General features: G+C 63.2%; 14 protein-coding genes. 9 read left to right on the plus strand and 5 right to left on the minus strand.

Annotation, left to right across the window (positions count from 1 at the left end):
* Positions 1-166 precede the first annotated feature (166 nt).
* The 3 genes from IB241_RS17700 to IB241_RS17710 all read left to right on the plus strand — a co-directional run bounded on the left by IB241_RS17700 (position 167) and on the right by IB241_RS17710 (position 3,796).
* Positions 167-979: an inner membrane protein YpjD gene (locus IB241_RS17700; RefSeq protein WP_192299524.1), complete on the plus strand. Its 813-nt coding sequence runs from the start codon at positions 167-169 to the stop codon at positions 977-979.
* A gap of 12 nt (positions 980-991) precedes the next feature.
* Positions 992-2,230: a transporter associated domain-containing protein gene (locus tag IB241_RS17705; protein WP_192299525.1), complete on the plus strand. Its 1,239-nt coding sequence runs from the start codon at positions 992-994 to the stop codon at positions 2,228-2,230.
* Between the two features lie 255 nt (positions 2,231-2,485).
* Positions 2,486-3,796 (plus strand): MFS transporter, encoded by a 1,311-nt coding sequence (locus IB241_RS17710; RefSeq protein ID WP_192299526.1) that lies wholly within the window; start codon positions 2,486-2,488, stop codon positions 3,794-3,796.
* Between the two features lie 105 nt (positions 3,797-3,901).
* Here IB241_RS17710 and purT read toward each other — a convergent pair whose 3' ends face one another.
* The 5 genes from purT to IB241_RS17735 form a co-directional block, all read right to left on the minus strand.
* Positions 3,902-5,083, minus strand: a complete 1,182-nt coding sequence (gene purT, locus IB241_RS17715; protein ID WP_192299527.1) for a formate-dependent phosphoribosylglycinamide formyltransferase — start codon at positions 5,081-5,083, stop codon at positions 3,902-3,904.
* Between the two features lie 69 nt (positions 5,084-5,152).
* Positions 5,153-5,620, minus strand: a complete 468-nt coding sequence (locus tag IB241_RS17720) for a VUT family protein (protein WP_192299528.1) — start codon at positions 5,618-5,620, stop codon at positions 5,153-5,155.
* A gap of 165 nt (positions 5,621-5,785) precedes the next feature.
* A complete protein-coding gene (locus IB241_RS17725) occupies positions 5,786-6,001 on the minus strand; it encodes a DUF1289 domain-containing protein (protein WP_192299529.1) in 216 nt (71 codons plus the stop codon).
* A complete protein-coding gene (locus tag IB241_RS17730) occupies positions 5,998-6,522 on the minus strand; it encodes a gamma carbonic anhydrase family protein (RefSeq protein WP_192299530.1) in 525 nt (174 codons plus the stop codon). The genes IB241_RS17725 and IB241_RS17730 overlap by 4 nt, the downstream gene beginning before the upstream one ends.
* A 37-nt stretch (positions 6,523-6,559) precedes the next feature.
* Positions 6,560-7,162: a CoA pyrophosphatase gene (locus IB241_RS17735; protein ID WP_192299531.1), complete on the minus strand. Its 603-nt coding sequence runs from the start codon at positions 7,160-7,162 to the stop codon at positions 6,560-6,562.
* 149 nt (positions 7,163-7,311) lie between these two features.
* Between IB241_RS17735 and IB241_RS17740 the strand changes: the two genes are divergently transcribed.
* The 6 genes from IB241_RS17740 to ptsP all read left to right on the plus strand — a co-directional run bounded on the left by IB241_RS17740 (position 7,312) and on the right by ptsP (position 14,087).
* Positions 7,312-7,860: an NUDIX hydrolase gene (locus IB241_RS17740; protein WP_192299532.1), complete on the plus strand. Its 549-nt coding sequence runs from the start codon at positions 7,312-7,314 to the stop codon at positions 7,858-7,860.
* Between the two features lie 36 nt (positions 7,861-7,896).
* Positions 7,897-8,400: a L,D-transpeptidase family protein gene (locus tag IB241_RS17745; RefSeq protein WP_192299533.1), complete on the plus strand. Its 504-nt coding sequence runs from the start codon at positions 7,897-7,899 to the stop codon at positions 8,398-8,400.
* 262 nt (positions 8,401-8,662) lie between these two features.
* On the plus strand, positions 8,663-9,421 hold the full coding sequence (locus IB241_RS17750; protein WP_192299534.1) for a GntR family transcriptional regulator: 759 nt from the start codon (positions 8,663-8,665) through the stop codon (positions 9,419-9,421).
* A gap of 9 nt (positions 9,422-9,430) precedes the next feature.
* Positions 9,431-10,537 carry an N-acetylglucosamine-6-phosphate deacetylase gene (gene nagA / locus IB241_RS17755; RefSeq protein WP_192299535.1) on the plus strand — a complete coding sequence of 369 codons (1,107 nt, stop codon included), beginning with the start codon at positions 9,431-9,433 and terminating at the stop codon, positions 10,535-10,537.
* A complete protein-coding gene (locus IB241_RS17760) occupies positions 10,530-11,540 on the plus strand; it encodes an SIS domain-containing protein (RefSeq protein WP_412547879.1) in 1,011 nt (336 codons plus the stop codon). Before nagA ends, IB241_RS17760 begins: the two co-directional genes overlap by 8 nt.
* Before the next feature lie 36 nt (positions 11,541-11,576).
* Entirely contained in the window at positions 11,577-14,087 is a 2,511-nt protein-coding gene (ptsP, locus tag IB241_RS17765) for a phosphoenolpyruvate--protein phosphotransferase (protein ID WP_192299537.1), read from the plus strand.
* Positions 14,088-14,112: the final 25 nt, after the last annotated feature.

Consider the following 14,112-nt stretch of genomic DNA (forward strand, 5'->3'; position numbering starts at 1 on the left):
GATAAATCGCTATTAAAAACAGCGCTTGGCGAGCCTGCGGCGTGGGCAGGTCGCGGATTATAGCGAAGACTGTCGCCGTGCACACCCGCTGTCTGGCCTGAGAGTCTTTCGTGTTACGCGGGGGTATGCCAAACTCAGCGGCTTTCGGGCTTGCCTAACAGGATTTATGCTCCCTTTGTCACCCAGTTTGCTATCCAGCCTCGCCGCCGCCGTGTTGTATGCCGCTGCGACTCTCTATCAGGGCACTCGTCTGGCCCAAGGCACCAAGGCGGACAAACGCCTGCTGGTCGGCCTTGGCGTCCTTGCCCTGCTGGCTCACGCTGCCAGCCTGTTTACCCACCTGATGACGCCAGTCGGCCTGGGCCTGGATTTTTTCAGTGCCGCCAGCCTGATCGCTGCCGCCGTGATCGCCTTGACGCTGATCGCCTGCTCGCGCATCCCGGTGGAAAACCTGCTGGTCCTGCTATTCCCCCTCGGCTTGCTGACGGTGCTGCTGGCGCAATTCGCCCCGACCGGCACCGTACCGGTGATCGATGAGGAGCCGGGTATCCTCGCGCATATCCTGCTGTCGATCCTGGCCTACGGCATGTTCACCATCGCGGTGTTCCAGGCCCTGCTCCTGCTGCTGCAGGACCACCAGCTCAAGCACAAGCATCCGTCCGGGCTGATCAAGAACTTCCCGCCGCTGCAAACCATGGAAAGCCTGCTGTTCGGTTTCCTGTGGGCCGGCTGGACGCTGCTGTCGATGTCGCTGATTTCTGGCTGGCTGTTCTTCGAAAACCTGTTCGCCCAGCACCTGGTGCACAAAACCCTGTTGGCGTGCCTGGCCTGGGTGGTGTTCAGCGTGCTCCTGTGGGGCCGCAACCGTCTCGGCTGGCGCGGGCACAAGGCGATCCGCTGGACCCTGGCCGGTTTCTGCCTGCTGATGCTGGCCTATTTCGGCAGCAAGCTGGTTCGTGAATACATCCTGCATATCTGACGGACCGCGATCATGGACAACTTGCCCTTGGGGCCGATGCTCGCGGTAGTCGCCTTGCTGGTGTTATGGGCGGCGCTGTTTACCGCTATCGAGGCCGCGCAACAGCACCTGCTGGCACTGCGCCCGGGCACTCGCCAGGGCGACAAGGCGGCCGCGCGCCTGAACTTTCCGCGCAATAGCCTGATCCTGTGCAACAGCCTGTGTCGTGCCGCAGTGGTGATCCTCTGCACGCTGCTGGCGATCTATGCCTGGGCGCAGAACGGTCCATGGCTGGGCTGGCTGATCTCCTGTGCACTCCTGCTGGTCCTCGCCGACTACCTGCCCCGCGCCCTCGCCACCCGCTACCCGCAGGCGGTGCTCGGCTTTGGCAATACGCTGCTGGGCGTGCCGCTGAAAATCCTCTATCCCCTGGCCTGGCTGCTCAACGGCATCAGCCTCTTGTTGCTGCGCCCGTTCGCCCGCAAGACCGGCGTGGTGAAAAAGAGCGACGAGCCACTGCCTGATCACGACGACGAACCCGAGCCCCAGGCCGACGCAGACCGTCCCCCTGGCATGCCCGGCATCCACGCCCTCGACAACATCACGGTCAATGACATCCTGGTACCGCGCAGCGAAGTGGACGGCATCAACCTGGATGACCCGATCGAAGCGATCATCGAGCAACTGCGCAGCTCCCAACGCACACGCCTGCCGGTATTCCACAGCGACATCAACCAAGTGGAAGCGGTGCTCAACACCCGCCAGATCCAGCACCTGCTGCCCGACGCCAGCCTGACCAAAGAAGCGTTGCTCGCCGCCTGCCACGAGCCCTACTTCGTCCCGGAGAGCACACCGCTGCAACTGCAACTGCTGAATTTCCACAAGCAGCAACGGCGCCTGGGCATGGTGGTGGACGAATACGGCGAAGTGCTGGGCATCGTGACCCTGGAAGACATCCTCGAAGAGATCGTCGGCGAATTCGAAAGCGAGCAGAGCGCGGACAACCCGCATATCGAGGCGCAACCGGACGGTCGCTATATCATCGATGGCGCCGCATCGATCCGCGAGTTGAACAAGAGCCTGAACTGGCACCTGCCCAGCGACGGGCCCAAAACCCTCAATGGCTTGGTCACTGAAGCACTGGAAACCATCCCCGATTGCGCGGTGTGCCTGAAGATCGGCCGCTATCGCCTGGAGATCCTCGAGACCGAGGACAACCGGGTGAGCAAGGTGCTGATCTGGCACACCAATCGCGTGCCGGTCGCCGCCTGACTATCTGACACATTTGGTTTGCGGTGCATCAGTCCCTCTTGTTGTATCTCCAAACCCCTTCCTATAATCCCTGCGGCCTACCAGAGCCCCACCCGTCCGCGTGCTACCCGCACTCCAAGCGGACAGGCGCCGCATTACCGTGTCTGACCGGTGTCCGCCCCCATCCCGAGCGGCCCCGCACACAACCCTGATCCATGGGTGTTCGACCAATAATAATCCGCGTCCAAACGCGCACTGACTGCCAGGGATACCTTCATGAGCACCACCTATAACGAAGCGGCGACCGCTGCACCGACCAACTCGACCGCGCGGGTTGCCACGGCGAGCATCGTCGGCACCGCCATCGAGTTCTACGACTTCTATATCTATGCCACTGCCGCTGCACTGGTGATTGGCCCGGTGTTCTTCCCGCAGACCTCCGGCACCGCGCAGATGCTGGCGTCGTTCCTGACCTTCGGTATCGCCTTCATCGCCCGCCCGCTGGGTTCGGCGTTGTTCGGCCACTTCGGAGACCGTATCGGGCGCAAATCCACACTGGTGGCCTCGCTGCTGCTGATGGGCGTGTGCACCACGTTGATCGGCTTGCTGCCGGGGTATGACAGCATCGGCGCCTGGGCCCCCATCCTGCTGTGTGTGCTGCGTTTCGGCCAGGGCCTTGGCCTGGGCGGGGAATGGGGCGGCGCAGCCTTGCTGGCGACCGAGAACGCACCGAAAGGCAAACGTGCCTGGTTCGGCATGTTCCCGCAATTGGGCCCGTCGATCGGCTTCCTGGCGGCCAACGGCTTGTTCCTGATCCTGGCCATGAGCCTGAGCGACGAGCAGTTCCGCAGCTGGGGCTGGCGTATCCCGTTCATCCTCAGCGCTGCGCTGGTGATGGTTGGCCTGTATGCGCGCCTCAAACTGCACGAGACCCCGGTGTTCGCCAATGCCGTGGCCAAAGAAGCGCCAGTCAAAGTGCCGTTGGTGGAGCTGTTCAGCCAGCATTGGCTGCCAGTACTGTTGGGCGCCGCATCGATGGTGGTGTGTTATGCGCTGTTCTACATCACCACGGCGTTTTCCCTGAGCTACGGCGTGTCCACCCTGGGCTACAGCCGCGAGACGTTCCTCGGCTTGCTGTGCTTCGCGGTGCTGTTCATGGGCCTGGCGACGCCACTGGCGGCCTTGGCCAGTGATCGCTACGGGCGCAAGCCGGTGCTGATCGTCGGCGCAATCCTGGCGATCCTGTCGGGTTTCACCATGGAACCACTGCTGACCCACGGTTCGACCTGGGCTGTGGCGCTGTTCCTGGCGCTAGAGCTGTTCCTGATGGGCGTGACCTTTGCGCCGATGGGCGCGATGCTGCCGGAACTGTTCCCGACCCGCGTACGTTATACCGGCGCTTCGGCGGCCTATAACCTGGGTGGGATTGTGGGAGCCTCGGCGGCGCCGTTCTTCGCGACCAAGCTGGTGGCGATGGGCGGGCTGAGCTATGTCGGTGGGTATGTGTCGGCGGCAGCGTTGCTTAGCTTGATTGCGGTGCTGTGCCTGAAAGAGACGCGGGATAACGATTTGAATAAAGTCGCCTGATAGATCGCCTTCGCGAGCAAGCCCGCTCCCACACTTGACCGAGTTCCAGCATGAGAATGCGGTCAAATGTGGGAGCGGGCTTGCTCGCGAAGGGCGCGACGCGGTTTACAGCTCTACTACAACAGCCTTGGAAGCACGGGTCGCTTTAGCCCGAGCCGCTTCAATCGACTCATCCCGCGCCAACGCCACGCCCATACGGCGCTGGCCATTCACTTCCGGTTTACCAAACAGACGCAACGCCGTGTCCGGCTCGCTCAAGGCCGCGCCAAGGTTGGCGAATGCAGTCTGGGTCGACTGCCCCTCCACCAGAATCACCGCCGAAGCCGAAGGTCCGAACTGGCGGATCAATGGAATTGGCAGGCCGAGAATTGCCCGCGCGTGCAAGGCGAACTGCGACAGATCCTGGGAAATCAACGTCACCAAACCCGTGTCATGGGGACGCGGCGAAACTTCGCTGAACCACACCTGATCGCCCTTGATAAACAACTCCACGCCAAACAGACCACGGCCACCCAATGCTTCGGTGACCGCCTTGGCAACGCGCTCGGATTCGGCCAGGGCAATCGGGCTCATGGCCTGTGGCTGCCAGGACTCCTGGTAATCGCCCTTCTCCTGACGATGACCAACCGGCGCGCAGAAGGTGGTGCCGCCAATGTGGCGCACGGTCAGCAAGGTGATCTCGTAGTCGAAGTCGATAAAGCCTTCGATGATCACCCGCCCTTTGCCGGCGCGCCCGCCTTCCTGGGCGTACTCCCAGGCTTTCTGCACGTCGTCGGTGCTGCGCAGCAGGCTCTGGCCCTTGCCCGACGAACTCATCACCGGCTTGACCACGCACGGGAAGCCCAGGTCCTGGACGGCCTTGCTGTAGTCTTCGAAGGTATCAGCGAAGTGATACGGCGAGGTCGGCAGGTCCAGCTCTTCAGCGGCCAGGCGACGGATGCCTTCGCGGTTCATGGTCAGCGAGGTTGCGCGTGCAGTCGGGATCACGGTGAAGCCTTCGGCTTCCAGCTCTACCAGGGTGGCGGTGGCGATGGCTTCGATTTCCGGCACGATGAAGTGCGGCTTCTCGGCCTCGATCACCGCACGCAGGGCGGCGCCGTCGAGCATATTGATCACGTGGCTGCGGTGCGCGACCTGCATGGCCGGCGCATTGGCGTAGCGATCCACGGCAATCACTTCAACGCCCAGGCGTTGCAGCTCGATTACCACTTCCTTGCCCAGCTCACCGCAGCCACACAGCAAAACGCGGGTCGCGGTTGGCGACAATGGAGTTCCGATTCGGGTCATCTCAGGTCCTCAGGGGAGCGGATCATGGGGAGAAAGGCCGGCATTTTACATGAACTGCAAGAATTGGCCTCAGTTGGCGACAGCTCGCTTGTGCACGCGCCAGGCCATGATCAGCCACACCACCGTGACCCCGGCGAATTTCGACACCAGCGCCGTGCCCGCGACGGCCGGGGTAAGCGCACCGATCAAGCCGAAAAAGATAAAGGTATCGAGGGGAATGCTCAGCGCCGAGCTTATCCACAGGCGGTCGTGAAGCGCACGCTTGGTGATGCTGAACACCAGCCAGTCGATGCACTCGGACACCGCAAACGCCGTGGCGCTGGCCAGCGCGATCGCCGGGTCGGACGTGACATAGGACAGCACCAGCGCCGCCAGCATGGCGACGATTGCACCGTGGCCGAAGCGGGTTTGCACCATGTCGCGCAGGATAAACACCAGGCCACCCCAGGCGGACCAGATGACATCCAGGTGCGGGGCGGTGGAGAAGGCGAAGTTGATCAGCACGACGCTGCTGATGTAGGCGATCAGGAAGAGCATGGGAAAGTGGACCTGTGGGTTATGCCGCACAGGGTACTTCACAATTGGAAATATGTCGTCGGGGCGGGCCCCTTCGCGAGCAAGCCCGCTCCCACATTTGGACCGCGTTTATTCTGTAGGAATGCGGTCAACTGTGGGAGCGGACTTGCTCGCGAAAGCAATCTATCAGGCGCTAGATTTCCCCGAAACCATAAACACCATCCCCCCCGCCACCGCACGCTCATGGCACAACCCCAACACCACACGGCGCTCGGCATTGTCCATGCGCCCCCAGCGCGTGATCTCGTCTACCGTACGCTGGCAGCCGGTACAGATATCGTCGTCATCCAGCGCACAAATACTCACGCACGGCGAGGCAACGGAGCGTTCGATCGGGTTCATTCTTCCTGCTCAGCCAAGTCACGCGCATAACGCTGCGAGTTGTGCACATAGTGCGCGGCGCTGGCTTCCAGCATCTTCTTCTGCGCCTCGGTCAACTCACGCACCACCTTGCCCGGCGAACCCATCACCAGCGAGCCGTCAGGAATTTCCTTGCCTTCGCCGATCAGCGAATTGGCGCCGATGATGCAATGCTTGCCAATCCTGGCGCCATTGAGGATCACCGCGTTGATGCCAATCAGGCTGTAGTCGTCGACGGTACAGCCGTGCAACATGGCGTTGTGGCCGATGGTCACGCCGGTGCCCAGGGTCAGCGGGTAGCCCATGTCGGTGTGCATCACGCTGCCGTCTTGCACGTTGCTGTTCTTGCCAATCAGGATCAGCTCGTTGTCGCCACGCAACACCGCGTTGAACCAGACGTTGGCGCCCTCCTCCAGCTTGACCTTGCCCACCAGCGTGGCATTGGGGGCCACCCAGCTGTGGGGATGCGTCTCGACGCGGGCGTCGCCCAGGCGGTATTTCATGGTGTGTCCTCACGGCATGCCATTCAAACGATGGCTTTTAGCTATTGATGAAGCTCTTGGGGGGCTGATGCAGGCTGATCTTGGCGTCGTCATAGAGCAGGTTGATCAGCTCGACGATCATGATCGCCGTCAGGCCCCAGATCTTGTATTCGCCAAACCGATAACTGGGCACGTACCAACTGCGGCCCTGGTAATCGATCCTGTGGGTATGTTCACGCGGGTCCTGTCGGAAGAACTCCAAAGGCACGCTGAAAACGGCGGCAATCTCGGCGTCGTTGGCCAGGTATTCGACGTAATCGGGGATAACGCCGACATAAGGCGTGACCCGAATGCCATGCAGGGAAATCAACGGGCTCAACGGGCCGATCACCTCCACCAGGCCGGGCGGCAGGCCGATTTCTTCTTCGGCCTCGCGCAAGGCGGTAAAGATCAGGTCCGGGTCTTCGGGGTCACGGCGCCCGCCGGGGAAGGCCACTTCGCCACCGTGGGTCGACAGGCCGCTGGCGCGCAGGGTCAGGATCAGCTCAGGTTCGTCACTACGGGTAATCGGCACCAGCACCGCGGCCTCGGGGAAACGTCCGTCAGTTTCCAGCGTGTGGGGGGTGTGATTGCTTACCCGGCGAAGTAGCTCGTCCAGCATGAGTCATCTCGGTCTGTTGGCTACCTTGCATCATGCACCAAAGCGTGCGGGTGCCCAACCCCAAAACCCTGTCGGTGTCGCTAAACGACAACTTGTTGCAGCGCCCTGCCCTCCACGCCAAGATAGACGCACTTTCCAGGAACCCCAGCATGAATTTCTGCAGCCAGTGCGGTAAACCGGTCACCCAACGCATCCCCGACGGCGACGGCCGCCTGCGTTTTGTGTGTGATCACTGTTCGACCATTCATTATCAGAACCCCAATATCGTGGCCGGCACCGTGCCGGTGTGGGGCGATAAAGTGCTGTTGTGCCGCCGCGCCATCGAACCGCGCCTGGGTTACTGGACCCTGCCCGCCGGCTTCATGGAAAACGGCGAGACCGTCGAACAGGCCGCCGCCCGCGAAACCCTGGAAGAAGCCTGCGCCCGTGTGTGCAACCTGAGCATCTACACCCTGATCGATGTGCCCCACATCAACCAGGTGCACATCTTCTACCGTGCCGAACTGGTCGACCTGGATTTCGCCGCAGGCCCCGAAAGCCTTGAAGTGCAGCTGTTCGACGAAGCCGACATCCCTTGGTCCGAGCTGGCTTTCCGCACGGTCGGGCGTACCTTAGAATGCTTTTTCGCCGACCGCCGCCAACAGCAGTTCCCGGTGCGCAGCGAAGCGGTGCCGCCGATGATGCCGTCGCCCAAATAATTCCAGGCAGCACTTTTTCTCAGGGAAACCGTTTTAATGCGTTTGTTGCTCGCTCTTATCTGCCTGTCGTTCGCTACGTTGTCATCAGCCTCCACCGTAGAAACCATCGGCGGCAAAACCGTCGAAAAAGTCCTGGTCCTCAAGTCCGCCCACCAATTGCAGTTGATCAACGACGGCAAGCCCCTCAAGACCTACCGCATTTCCCTCGGCAAGAACCCCAAGGGCCAAAAACTGGTCGAGGGCGACCGCCGCACGCCGGAGGGCCTGTACTGGCTCGACTGGCGCAAGACCAGCGAGCGCTTCAACCTGGCCATGCACATTTCCTACCCCAATATCAGTGACGCCGCACGCGCCCGCCGCGAAGGCGTGAAGCCCGGCAGCATGATCATGATCCACGGCACCCCCGACACCGAAGAATACCCGGAGCAGTGGTTCCACACCCTGGACTGGACCGACGGCTGCATCGGCATGCGCAACGTCGACATGCGGGAAGTGTGGAACCTGGTCAAGGACGGCACCCTGATCGAGATTCGTCCGTAATCGTCGACCGTTCGTAAATTAATTCAAAAAAAATCCCACCTCAGATCACGCCCGCCGGTGAATACCAGTTCACCGCGCCGGGCTGCGCTGCTCTGCGCGCAACAAAGACCTCTCTAATACCACTTGAAAATAAGCCCTACTACAGGGCTCTAAAACCCTGGCCTGTACCATTTTGGCTGCATTGACATGGTATTTAAGTGGTATTAATTTCCGGCCAATACCGGGCGACAACACTCCAATAACCGCATCGGAAACCTGAACGATGAACCCCATCCTGGCCCTGCGCCCCGACGACAAGCAATCCACGCCGCTGTACCTGCAACTGGCGCGCAAACTGGAAGCGGCGATCCATGCCGGCCAGTGGACGTCCGAACAGGCGCTGCCCTCGGAACGTGCGCTGTGCGAGCAGTTGAGCATCTCGCGGGTCACCGCCCGCAAAGCCCTGGAAGTGCTGTTTGCCCAAGGCCTGATCCGCCGCAGCCAAGGCTCGGGCACCTTTATCACGCCGCGCCTGGAACAGCCGTTGTCACGCCTGTCCGGTTTCAGCGAGATGCTGCGCCTCAAGGGCTTCGTGCCCAGCTCCCAATGGCTGGAGCGCGACATCACCCCGCCGACCCACGAAGAACTGATCCGCCTGTGCCTGTCGCCCACCGACAAAGTCGCGCGCCTCAAGCGCCTGCGCAAAGCCGACGACACGGTGATGGCCATTGAAATGACCGCCATGCCCGCCACCGTCTTGCCCAACCCACAGGTGGTCGGCAGCTCGCTGTACGAATACCTGGAAGGCATTGGCAAACCCATCGTGCGCGCCTTGCAACACATCCAGGCGATCAACGCCTCGGACGAATTCGCCAAGCTGGTCGGCATCGCCCCCGGCACCGCCATGCTGCTGATGACCCGGGTGGGCTACACCGCCGACAACACGCCGATTGAAATCACCGACACCTATTGCCGCAACGATTACTACGACTTTGTCGCAGAGCTGCGCCGCTATGACTTTGCCGCCGAGTTGCGGCCTTAGAGAACTGCCATGTCCGAAGACAATATCCTCACGCCCCACGGCTGGATGCGCGGCCGCCTGGTGCACGAACACGGCAAGGTGGTCGCCATCGACGGCGCGCCTTGCGACCCGGCCAGCAACGATTTGCCCTACCTGCTGCCGGGCTTTATCGACCTGCATGTGCACGGCGGTGGCGGCAAGGACATCATGGAAGGCGTTGCCGCCTTCCAGACCATTACCCGCACCCACGTGCGCTTTGGCACCACGTCAATGCTGGCTACGACCATGACCGCGCCGGTGGACGAGATCTCCCGTGTGCTCGAGCAACTCGGCAGCTTCTGCGAGCAACGCCCTACAGGCTGCGCCCGGGTACTTGGCGTTCACCTGGAAGGGCCCTACATCAATCCGGGAAAACTCGGCGCCCAGCCCAACTTCGCCCACACCGCGTTGATGGATGAAGTGCAAGCCTACCTGCGCCTGGCGCCGATCCGCGTGATCACCATCGCCCCGGAAATCGCCGGCCATGACGCCTTGATCCGCGCCCTCAGCGCACGCGGCATCCGCATGCAGATCGGCCACACCCTGGGCAGCTACGAAGAAGGTGTCGCCGCCCTCGCCGCCGGCGCCAGCAGCTTCACCCATTTGTACAACGCCATGAGCCCGCTGCATCACCGTGAGCCAGGCATCGTCGGCGCCGCGTTGGCCCACGCCAAGTACGCCGAGCTGATTCCCGACTTGCTGCACGTGCACCCCGGCGCCATGCGCGTGGCCCTGCGCGCGATCCCCTGCCTGTACTGCGTCACCGACTCCACCGCCGCCGCCGGCATGCCCGACGGCGAATACAAGCTGGGCAGCCACACCGTGACCAAATGCCTGGGCGGCGTGCGCCTGGCCGACGGCACCCTGGCCGGCAGTACGCTGACCATGGATCAGGCGCTGCGCAACCTGGTGAAAATCGGCCTGCCCATCAGCGAAGCCTCACAACGCCTGTCGCAATTTCCGGCGGACTACCTGGGCCTGGAAGAACGCGGCCGCCTGCAACCCGGCAGCTTTGCCGACTGCGTGCGCCTGGACCGCTCCCTGCAACTCACCGACGTAATGGTCGAAGGAGAAACCATTGACTTCAAAAATGCTTGAAGAGGCCCTGGCCTCCTGCGACGCCGTCGCCGCCCAACTGCAACGCCTGCAGCCGCTGCTCGAGGAAATCGCCGGGCGCCTGCGGCGCCAGCCGCCGCAAGTGGCAATGACCATCGCGCGCGGCAGCTCGGACCACGCCGCCAGCTACTTTGCCTACCTGGCAATGCAGCATGTGGGCATTCCGGTCGCCTCGTTGCCGATGTCGGTGGTGACGTTGCTGCAAGCGCCAATGAAGGTCAGCGGCCAGGTGGCGTTCGGTTTCTCTCAATCGGGACAGAGCCCGGATCTGGTCAACAGCCTGCGCCTGCTGCGCAAGCGCGGCGCGCTGAGTATCTCGATGGTCAACGCCGAAGACTCGCCGCTGGAGGCCGCCTGCGAATTTCACGTACCGCTGTGCGCAGGGCCGGAACAGAGTGTCGCCGCCACCAAGAGCTTTATCGCCACCCTCAGCGCCAGCGCGCAGTTGGTCGGCCACTGGAACGGCGAAGCGGATTTGCTGCAAGCCTGCCAGGCACTGCCCGACGGCCTGCGCGAAGCGGCCCGGCAGGACTGGTCCGCAGCCATTGAAGCCCTGCGCGGTTGCCAGCAACTGATGGTGATCGGCCGTGGTGCCGGGTTTGCCATCGCCCAGGAAGCCGCACTCAAACTCAAGGAAACCTCGGCGATCCAGGCCGAAGCCTTCAGCAGCGCCGAAGTGCGCCACGGCCCGATGGCGTTGATTGGCGACAACTACCCGCTGCTGGTCTTCGCCCCACGCGGCGCCGAGCAAGCCGGCCTGTTGAGCCTGGCCGCCGATATGCGCCAACGCGGCGCCCGCGTGCTGCTGGCTGCACCGGACGACATCGCCGAGCGCGACCTGACCCTGAACCGCGCCGAACACCCGAGCCTGGACCCGATCCTGGCGATCCAGAGTTTCTACGTGATGGCCGCAGGCCTCGCCGTCGCCCGGGGCATGAACCCGGACCAGCCGCGCCACCTGAGCAAAGTCACTCGCACTCACTGAGTCGATTGCCGCGTTTTCCTGATGAGTACCGTGCCGATGTCCTACAACAATAATGAATTGACCCTCAGCGCCCCGTTAAGCGGGCCAATACTTGCCCTCGGCGACGTTCCCGACGAAGTGTTCGCCAGCGGCGCCATCGGCGACGGCATTGCCATCGACCCGCTCAACGACTGCCTACATGCGCCCTGTGACGGCGTGATCATCCACGTCGCCCGCACCGGGCATGCCCTGACGATTCGTGCCGACAACGGCGCCGAGGTGTTGATGCATGTGGGCATCGACACCGTGGAGCTGAATGGCGAAGGGTTCGCGCTGCTGGTCAAGGACGGTGCACGGGTGAGCCAGGGACAGGCGTTGATACAGTTTGATCTGGACCGCATTGCGCGGCAGTGCAGGAGCCTGGTCAGCCTGATTATCCTGACCAACGGCGAGCACTTTGAACTACGCTCGGTCGCAGGAAAATCCGTCAAGGTCGGTGAGCCGTTGCTGCAGATCGTGGCGCGCTCGGCAGCTGCGGTTGAAGCGCCTGTGGATAACGCCGCGAGCGAAAGCAGCGCCAGTGTGCGCATCACCCACCGGGGCGGTTTGCATGCGCGTCCGGCGGCGTTGATCCGCAAGGCGGCCCAGGGTTTCAGCAGCCAGGCACAGCTGCATTTCGCCGGCAAATCGGCGCCGTGCGACAGCCTGATCGGGCTGTTGGGGCTGGGGATTGGTGAAGGCGATGAGGTGCGCGTCACCTGCCGCGGCAAGGATTCGGCGGCGGCGTTGCAGGCATTGGTCGCGGCGTTGTCAGTGGCGGTCGGCGAAGAACCTCACGCGCCGGTGACTATCACGCCGCGCCGCGCGAACCGCGAAGCCGGTGTATTGCAAGGCGTGTGCGCGGCCCCCGGTCTGGTGTGCGGGCCATTGGTGCGCCTGACCGGCATCGAACTGCCGCAAGACCCCGGCCAGCACTCCGCCGACGAACAGTTGCAACACTTGGACACGGCACTGGAACAGGTACGTAGCGAAATCCGCAGCACCCTCGACCACGCCCGCCAGCGCAAGAACGTCGACGAGGAAGACATCTTCGCCGCCCACCTGGCCCTGCTGGAAGACCCGACCTTACTCGACGCGGCCACCCGCGCCATCGAACACGGCAGCGCCGCCACCCACGCCTGGCGCGATGCGATCCAGGCCCAATGCGCGGTGTTGCTGGGCCTGGGCAAACCACTGTTTGCCGAGCGCGCCAATGACCTGCGCGACCTGCAACAACGTGTGTTGCGCGCCTTGCTGGGTGAAGCCTGGCATTTCGAACTGCCGCCCGGCGCCATTGTCAGCGCCCACGAACTGACCCCCTCGGACTTGTTGCAGTTGAGCGCACAACACGCCGTCGGCATCTGCATGGCCGAAGGCGGTGCGACGTCCCATGTGGCAATCCTCGCCCGAGGCAAAGGCCTGCCCTGCGTGGTCGCGCTGGGAGCCGAACTACTCGACGTGCCCCACGGCCAACGCGTGGTACTGGACGCTGCCAACGGCCGCCTGGAACTGGCCCCCAGCGCAGCGCGCCACGCCGAAGTGCACCAGCTGCGCGACGCGCAGACACTGCGCCGCCAACAGCAACAGGCCCAGGCCCGACAAGCGGCACGCACCACCGATGGCGTGAGCATCGAAGTCGCTGCCAACGTTGCCTCCAGCGCCGAGGCCCAATTGGCGTACGAAAACGGTGCTGATGGCGTCGGCCTGCTGCGCACCGAGTTCCTCTTTGTCGAGCGTCGCACCGCACCGGATGAGCTGGAGCAACGCCAGGCCTATCAAGCCGTGCTGGATGCCATGGGCGACAAGACGGTGATCATCCGCACCATCGATGTGGGCGGCGACAAGCAGCTCGACTACCTGCCGCTGCCGGTCGAAGCCAATCCGGTGTTGGGCTTGCGCGGCATCCGCATGGCCCAGGTGCGGCCCGAGCTGCTCGATCAGCAACTGCGCGCACTGCTGCAAGTCTCGCCGCTGGCGCGCTGCCGCATCCTGCTGCCGATGGTCAGCGAAGTGGATGAACTGCTGCAGATCCGCCAGCGCCTGGACGAACTCTGCGTAGAGCTCGGACTGACCCAACGCCCGGAACTCGGCGTGATGATCGAGGTGCCCGCCGCCGCGCTGCTGGCCGAGCAACTGGCCAAGCATGCGGACTTCCTGTCCATCGGCACCAATGACCTGTCCCAGTACACCCTGGCCATGGACCGCGACCATGCAGGCCTCGCCGCGCGGGTCGACGCGTTGCACCCGGCGTTGCTGCGGCTGATCGCCCAGACCTGCGCCGGCGCGGCCAGGCATGGGCGCTGGGTCGGCGTGTGCGGCGCCCTCGCCTGCGACCCGCTGGCCACGCCGGTACTGATCGGCCTGGGCGTCAGCGAGCTGTCGGTGAGCCCGCCGCAGATCGGTGAAATCAAGGACCGCGTCCGCCACCTGGACGCGGCGCAATGCCGGCAACTGAGCCAGGGCCTGCTCGACCTGAGCAGCGCCAAGGCGGTTCGCCAAGCCTGTCAACACCACTGGCCGCTGAGCTGACAACAACAAGAAAAAAGGAGACTCG

Origin of the sequence: Pseudomonas sp. PDM05 (genome assembly GCF_014851685.1) — a bacterium.
In the GTDB taxonomy this organism is placed as follows: Bacteria; Pseudomonadota; Gammaproteobacteria; order Pseudomonadales; family Pseudomonadaceae; genus Aquipseudomonas.

Bases quoted from the DNA above. Each gene is read 5' to 3' on its own strand.
- IB241_RS17700 (WP_192299524.1), top strand. From the start codon at position 167: ATGCTCCCTTTGTCACCCAGTTTGCTATCCAGCCTCGCCGCCGCCGTG.
- IB241_RS17705 (WP_192299525.1), top strand. From the start codon at position 992: ATGGACAACTTGCCCTTGGGGCCGATGCTCGCGGTAGTCGCCTTGCTG.
- IB241_RS17710 (WP_192299526.1), top strand. From the start codon at position 2,486: ATGAGCACCACCTATAACGAAGCGGCGACCGCTGCACCGACCAACTCG.
- purT (WP_192299527.1), bottom strand. From the start codon at position 5,083: ATGACCCGAATCGGAACTCCATTGTCGCCAACCGCGACCCGCGTTTTG.
- IB241_RS17720 (WP_192299528.1), bottom strand. From the start codon at position 5,620: ATGCTCTTCCTGATCGCCTACATCAGCAGCGTCGTGCTGATCAACTTC.
- IB241_RS17725 (WP_192299529.1), bottom strand. From the start codon at position 6,001: ATGAACCCGATCGAACGCTCCGTTGCCTCGCCGTGCGTGAGTATTTGT.
- IB241_RS17730 (WP_192299530.1), bottom strand. From the start codon at position 6,522: ATGAAATACCGCCTGGGCGACGCCCGCGTCGAGACGCATCCCCACAGC.
- IB241_RS17735 (WP_192299531.1), bottom strand. From the start codon at position 7,162: ATGCTGGACGAGCTACTTCGCCGGGTAAGCAATCACACCCCCCACACG.
- IB241_RS17740 (WP_192299532.1), top strand. From the start codon at position 7,312: ATGAATTTCTGCAGCCAGTGCGGTAAACCGGTCACCCAACGCATCCCC.
- IB241_RS17745 (WP_192299533.1), top strand. From the start codon at position 7,897: ATGCGTTTGTTGCTCGCTCTTATCTGCCTGTCGTTCGCTACGTTGTCA.
- IB241_RS17750 (WP_192299534.1), top strand. From the start codon at position 8,663: ATGAACCCCATCCTGGCCCTGCGCCCCGACGACAAGCAATCCACGCCG.
- nagA (WP_192299535.1), top strand. From the start codon at position 9,431: ATGTCCGAAGACAATATCCTCACGCCCCACGGCTGGATGCGCGGCCGC.
- IB241_RS17760 (WP_412547879.1), top strand. From the start codon at position 10,530: ATGCTTGAAGAGGCCCTGGCCTCCTGCGACGCCGTCGCCGCCCAACTG.
- ptsP (WP_192299537.1), top strand. From the start codon at position 11,577: ATGTCCTACAACAATAATGAATTGACCCTCAGCGCCCCGTTAAGCGGG.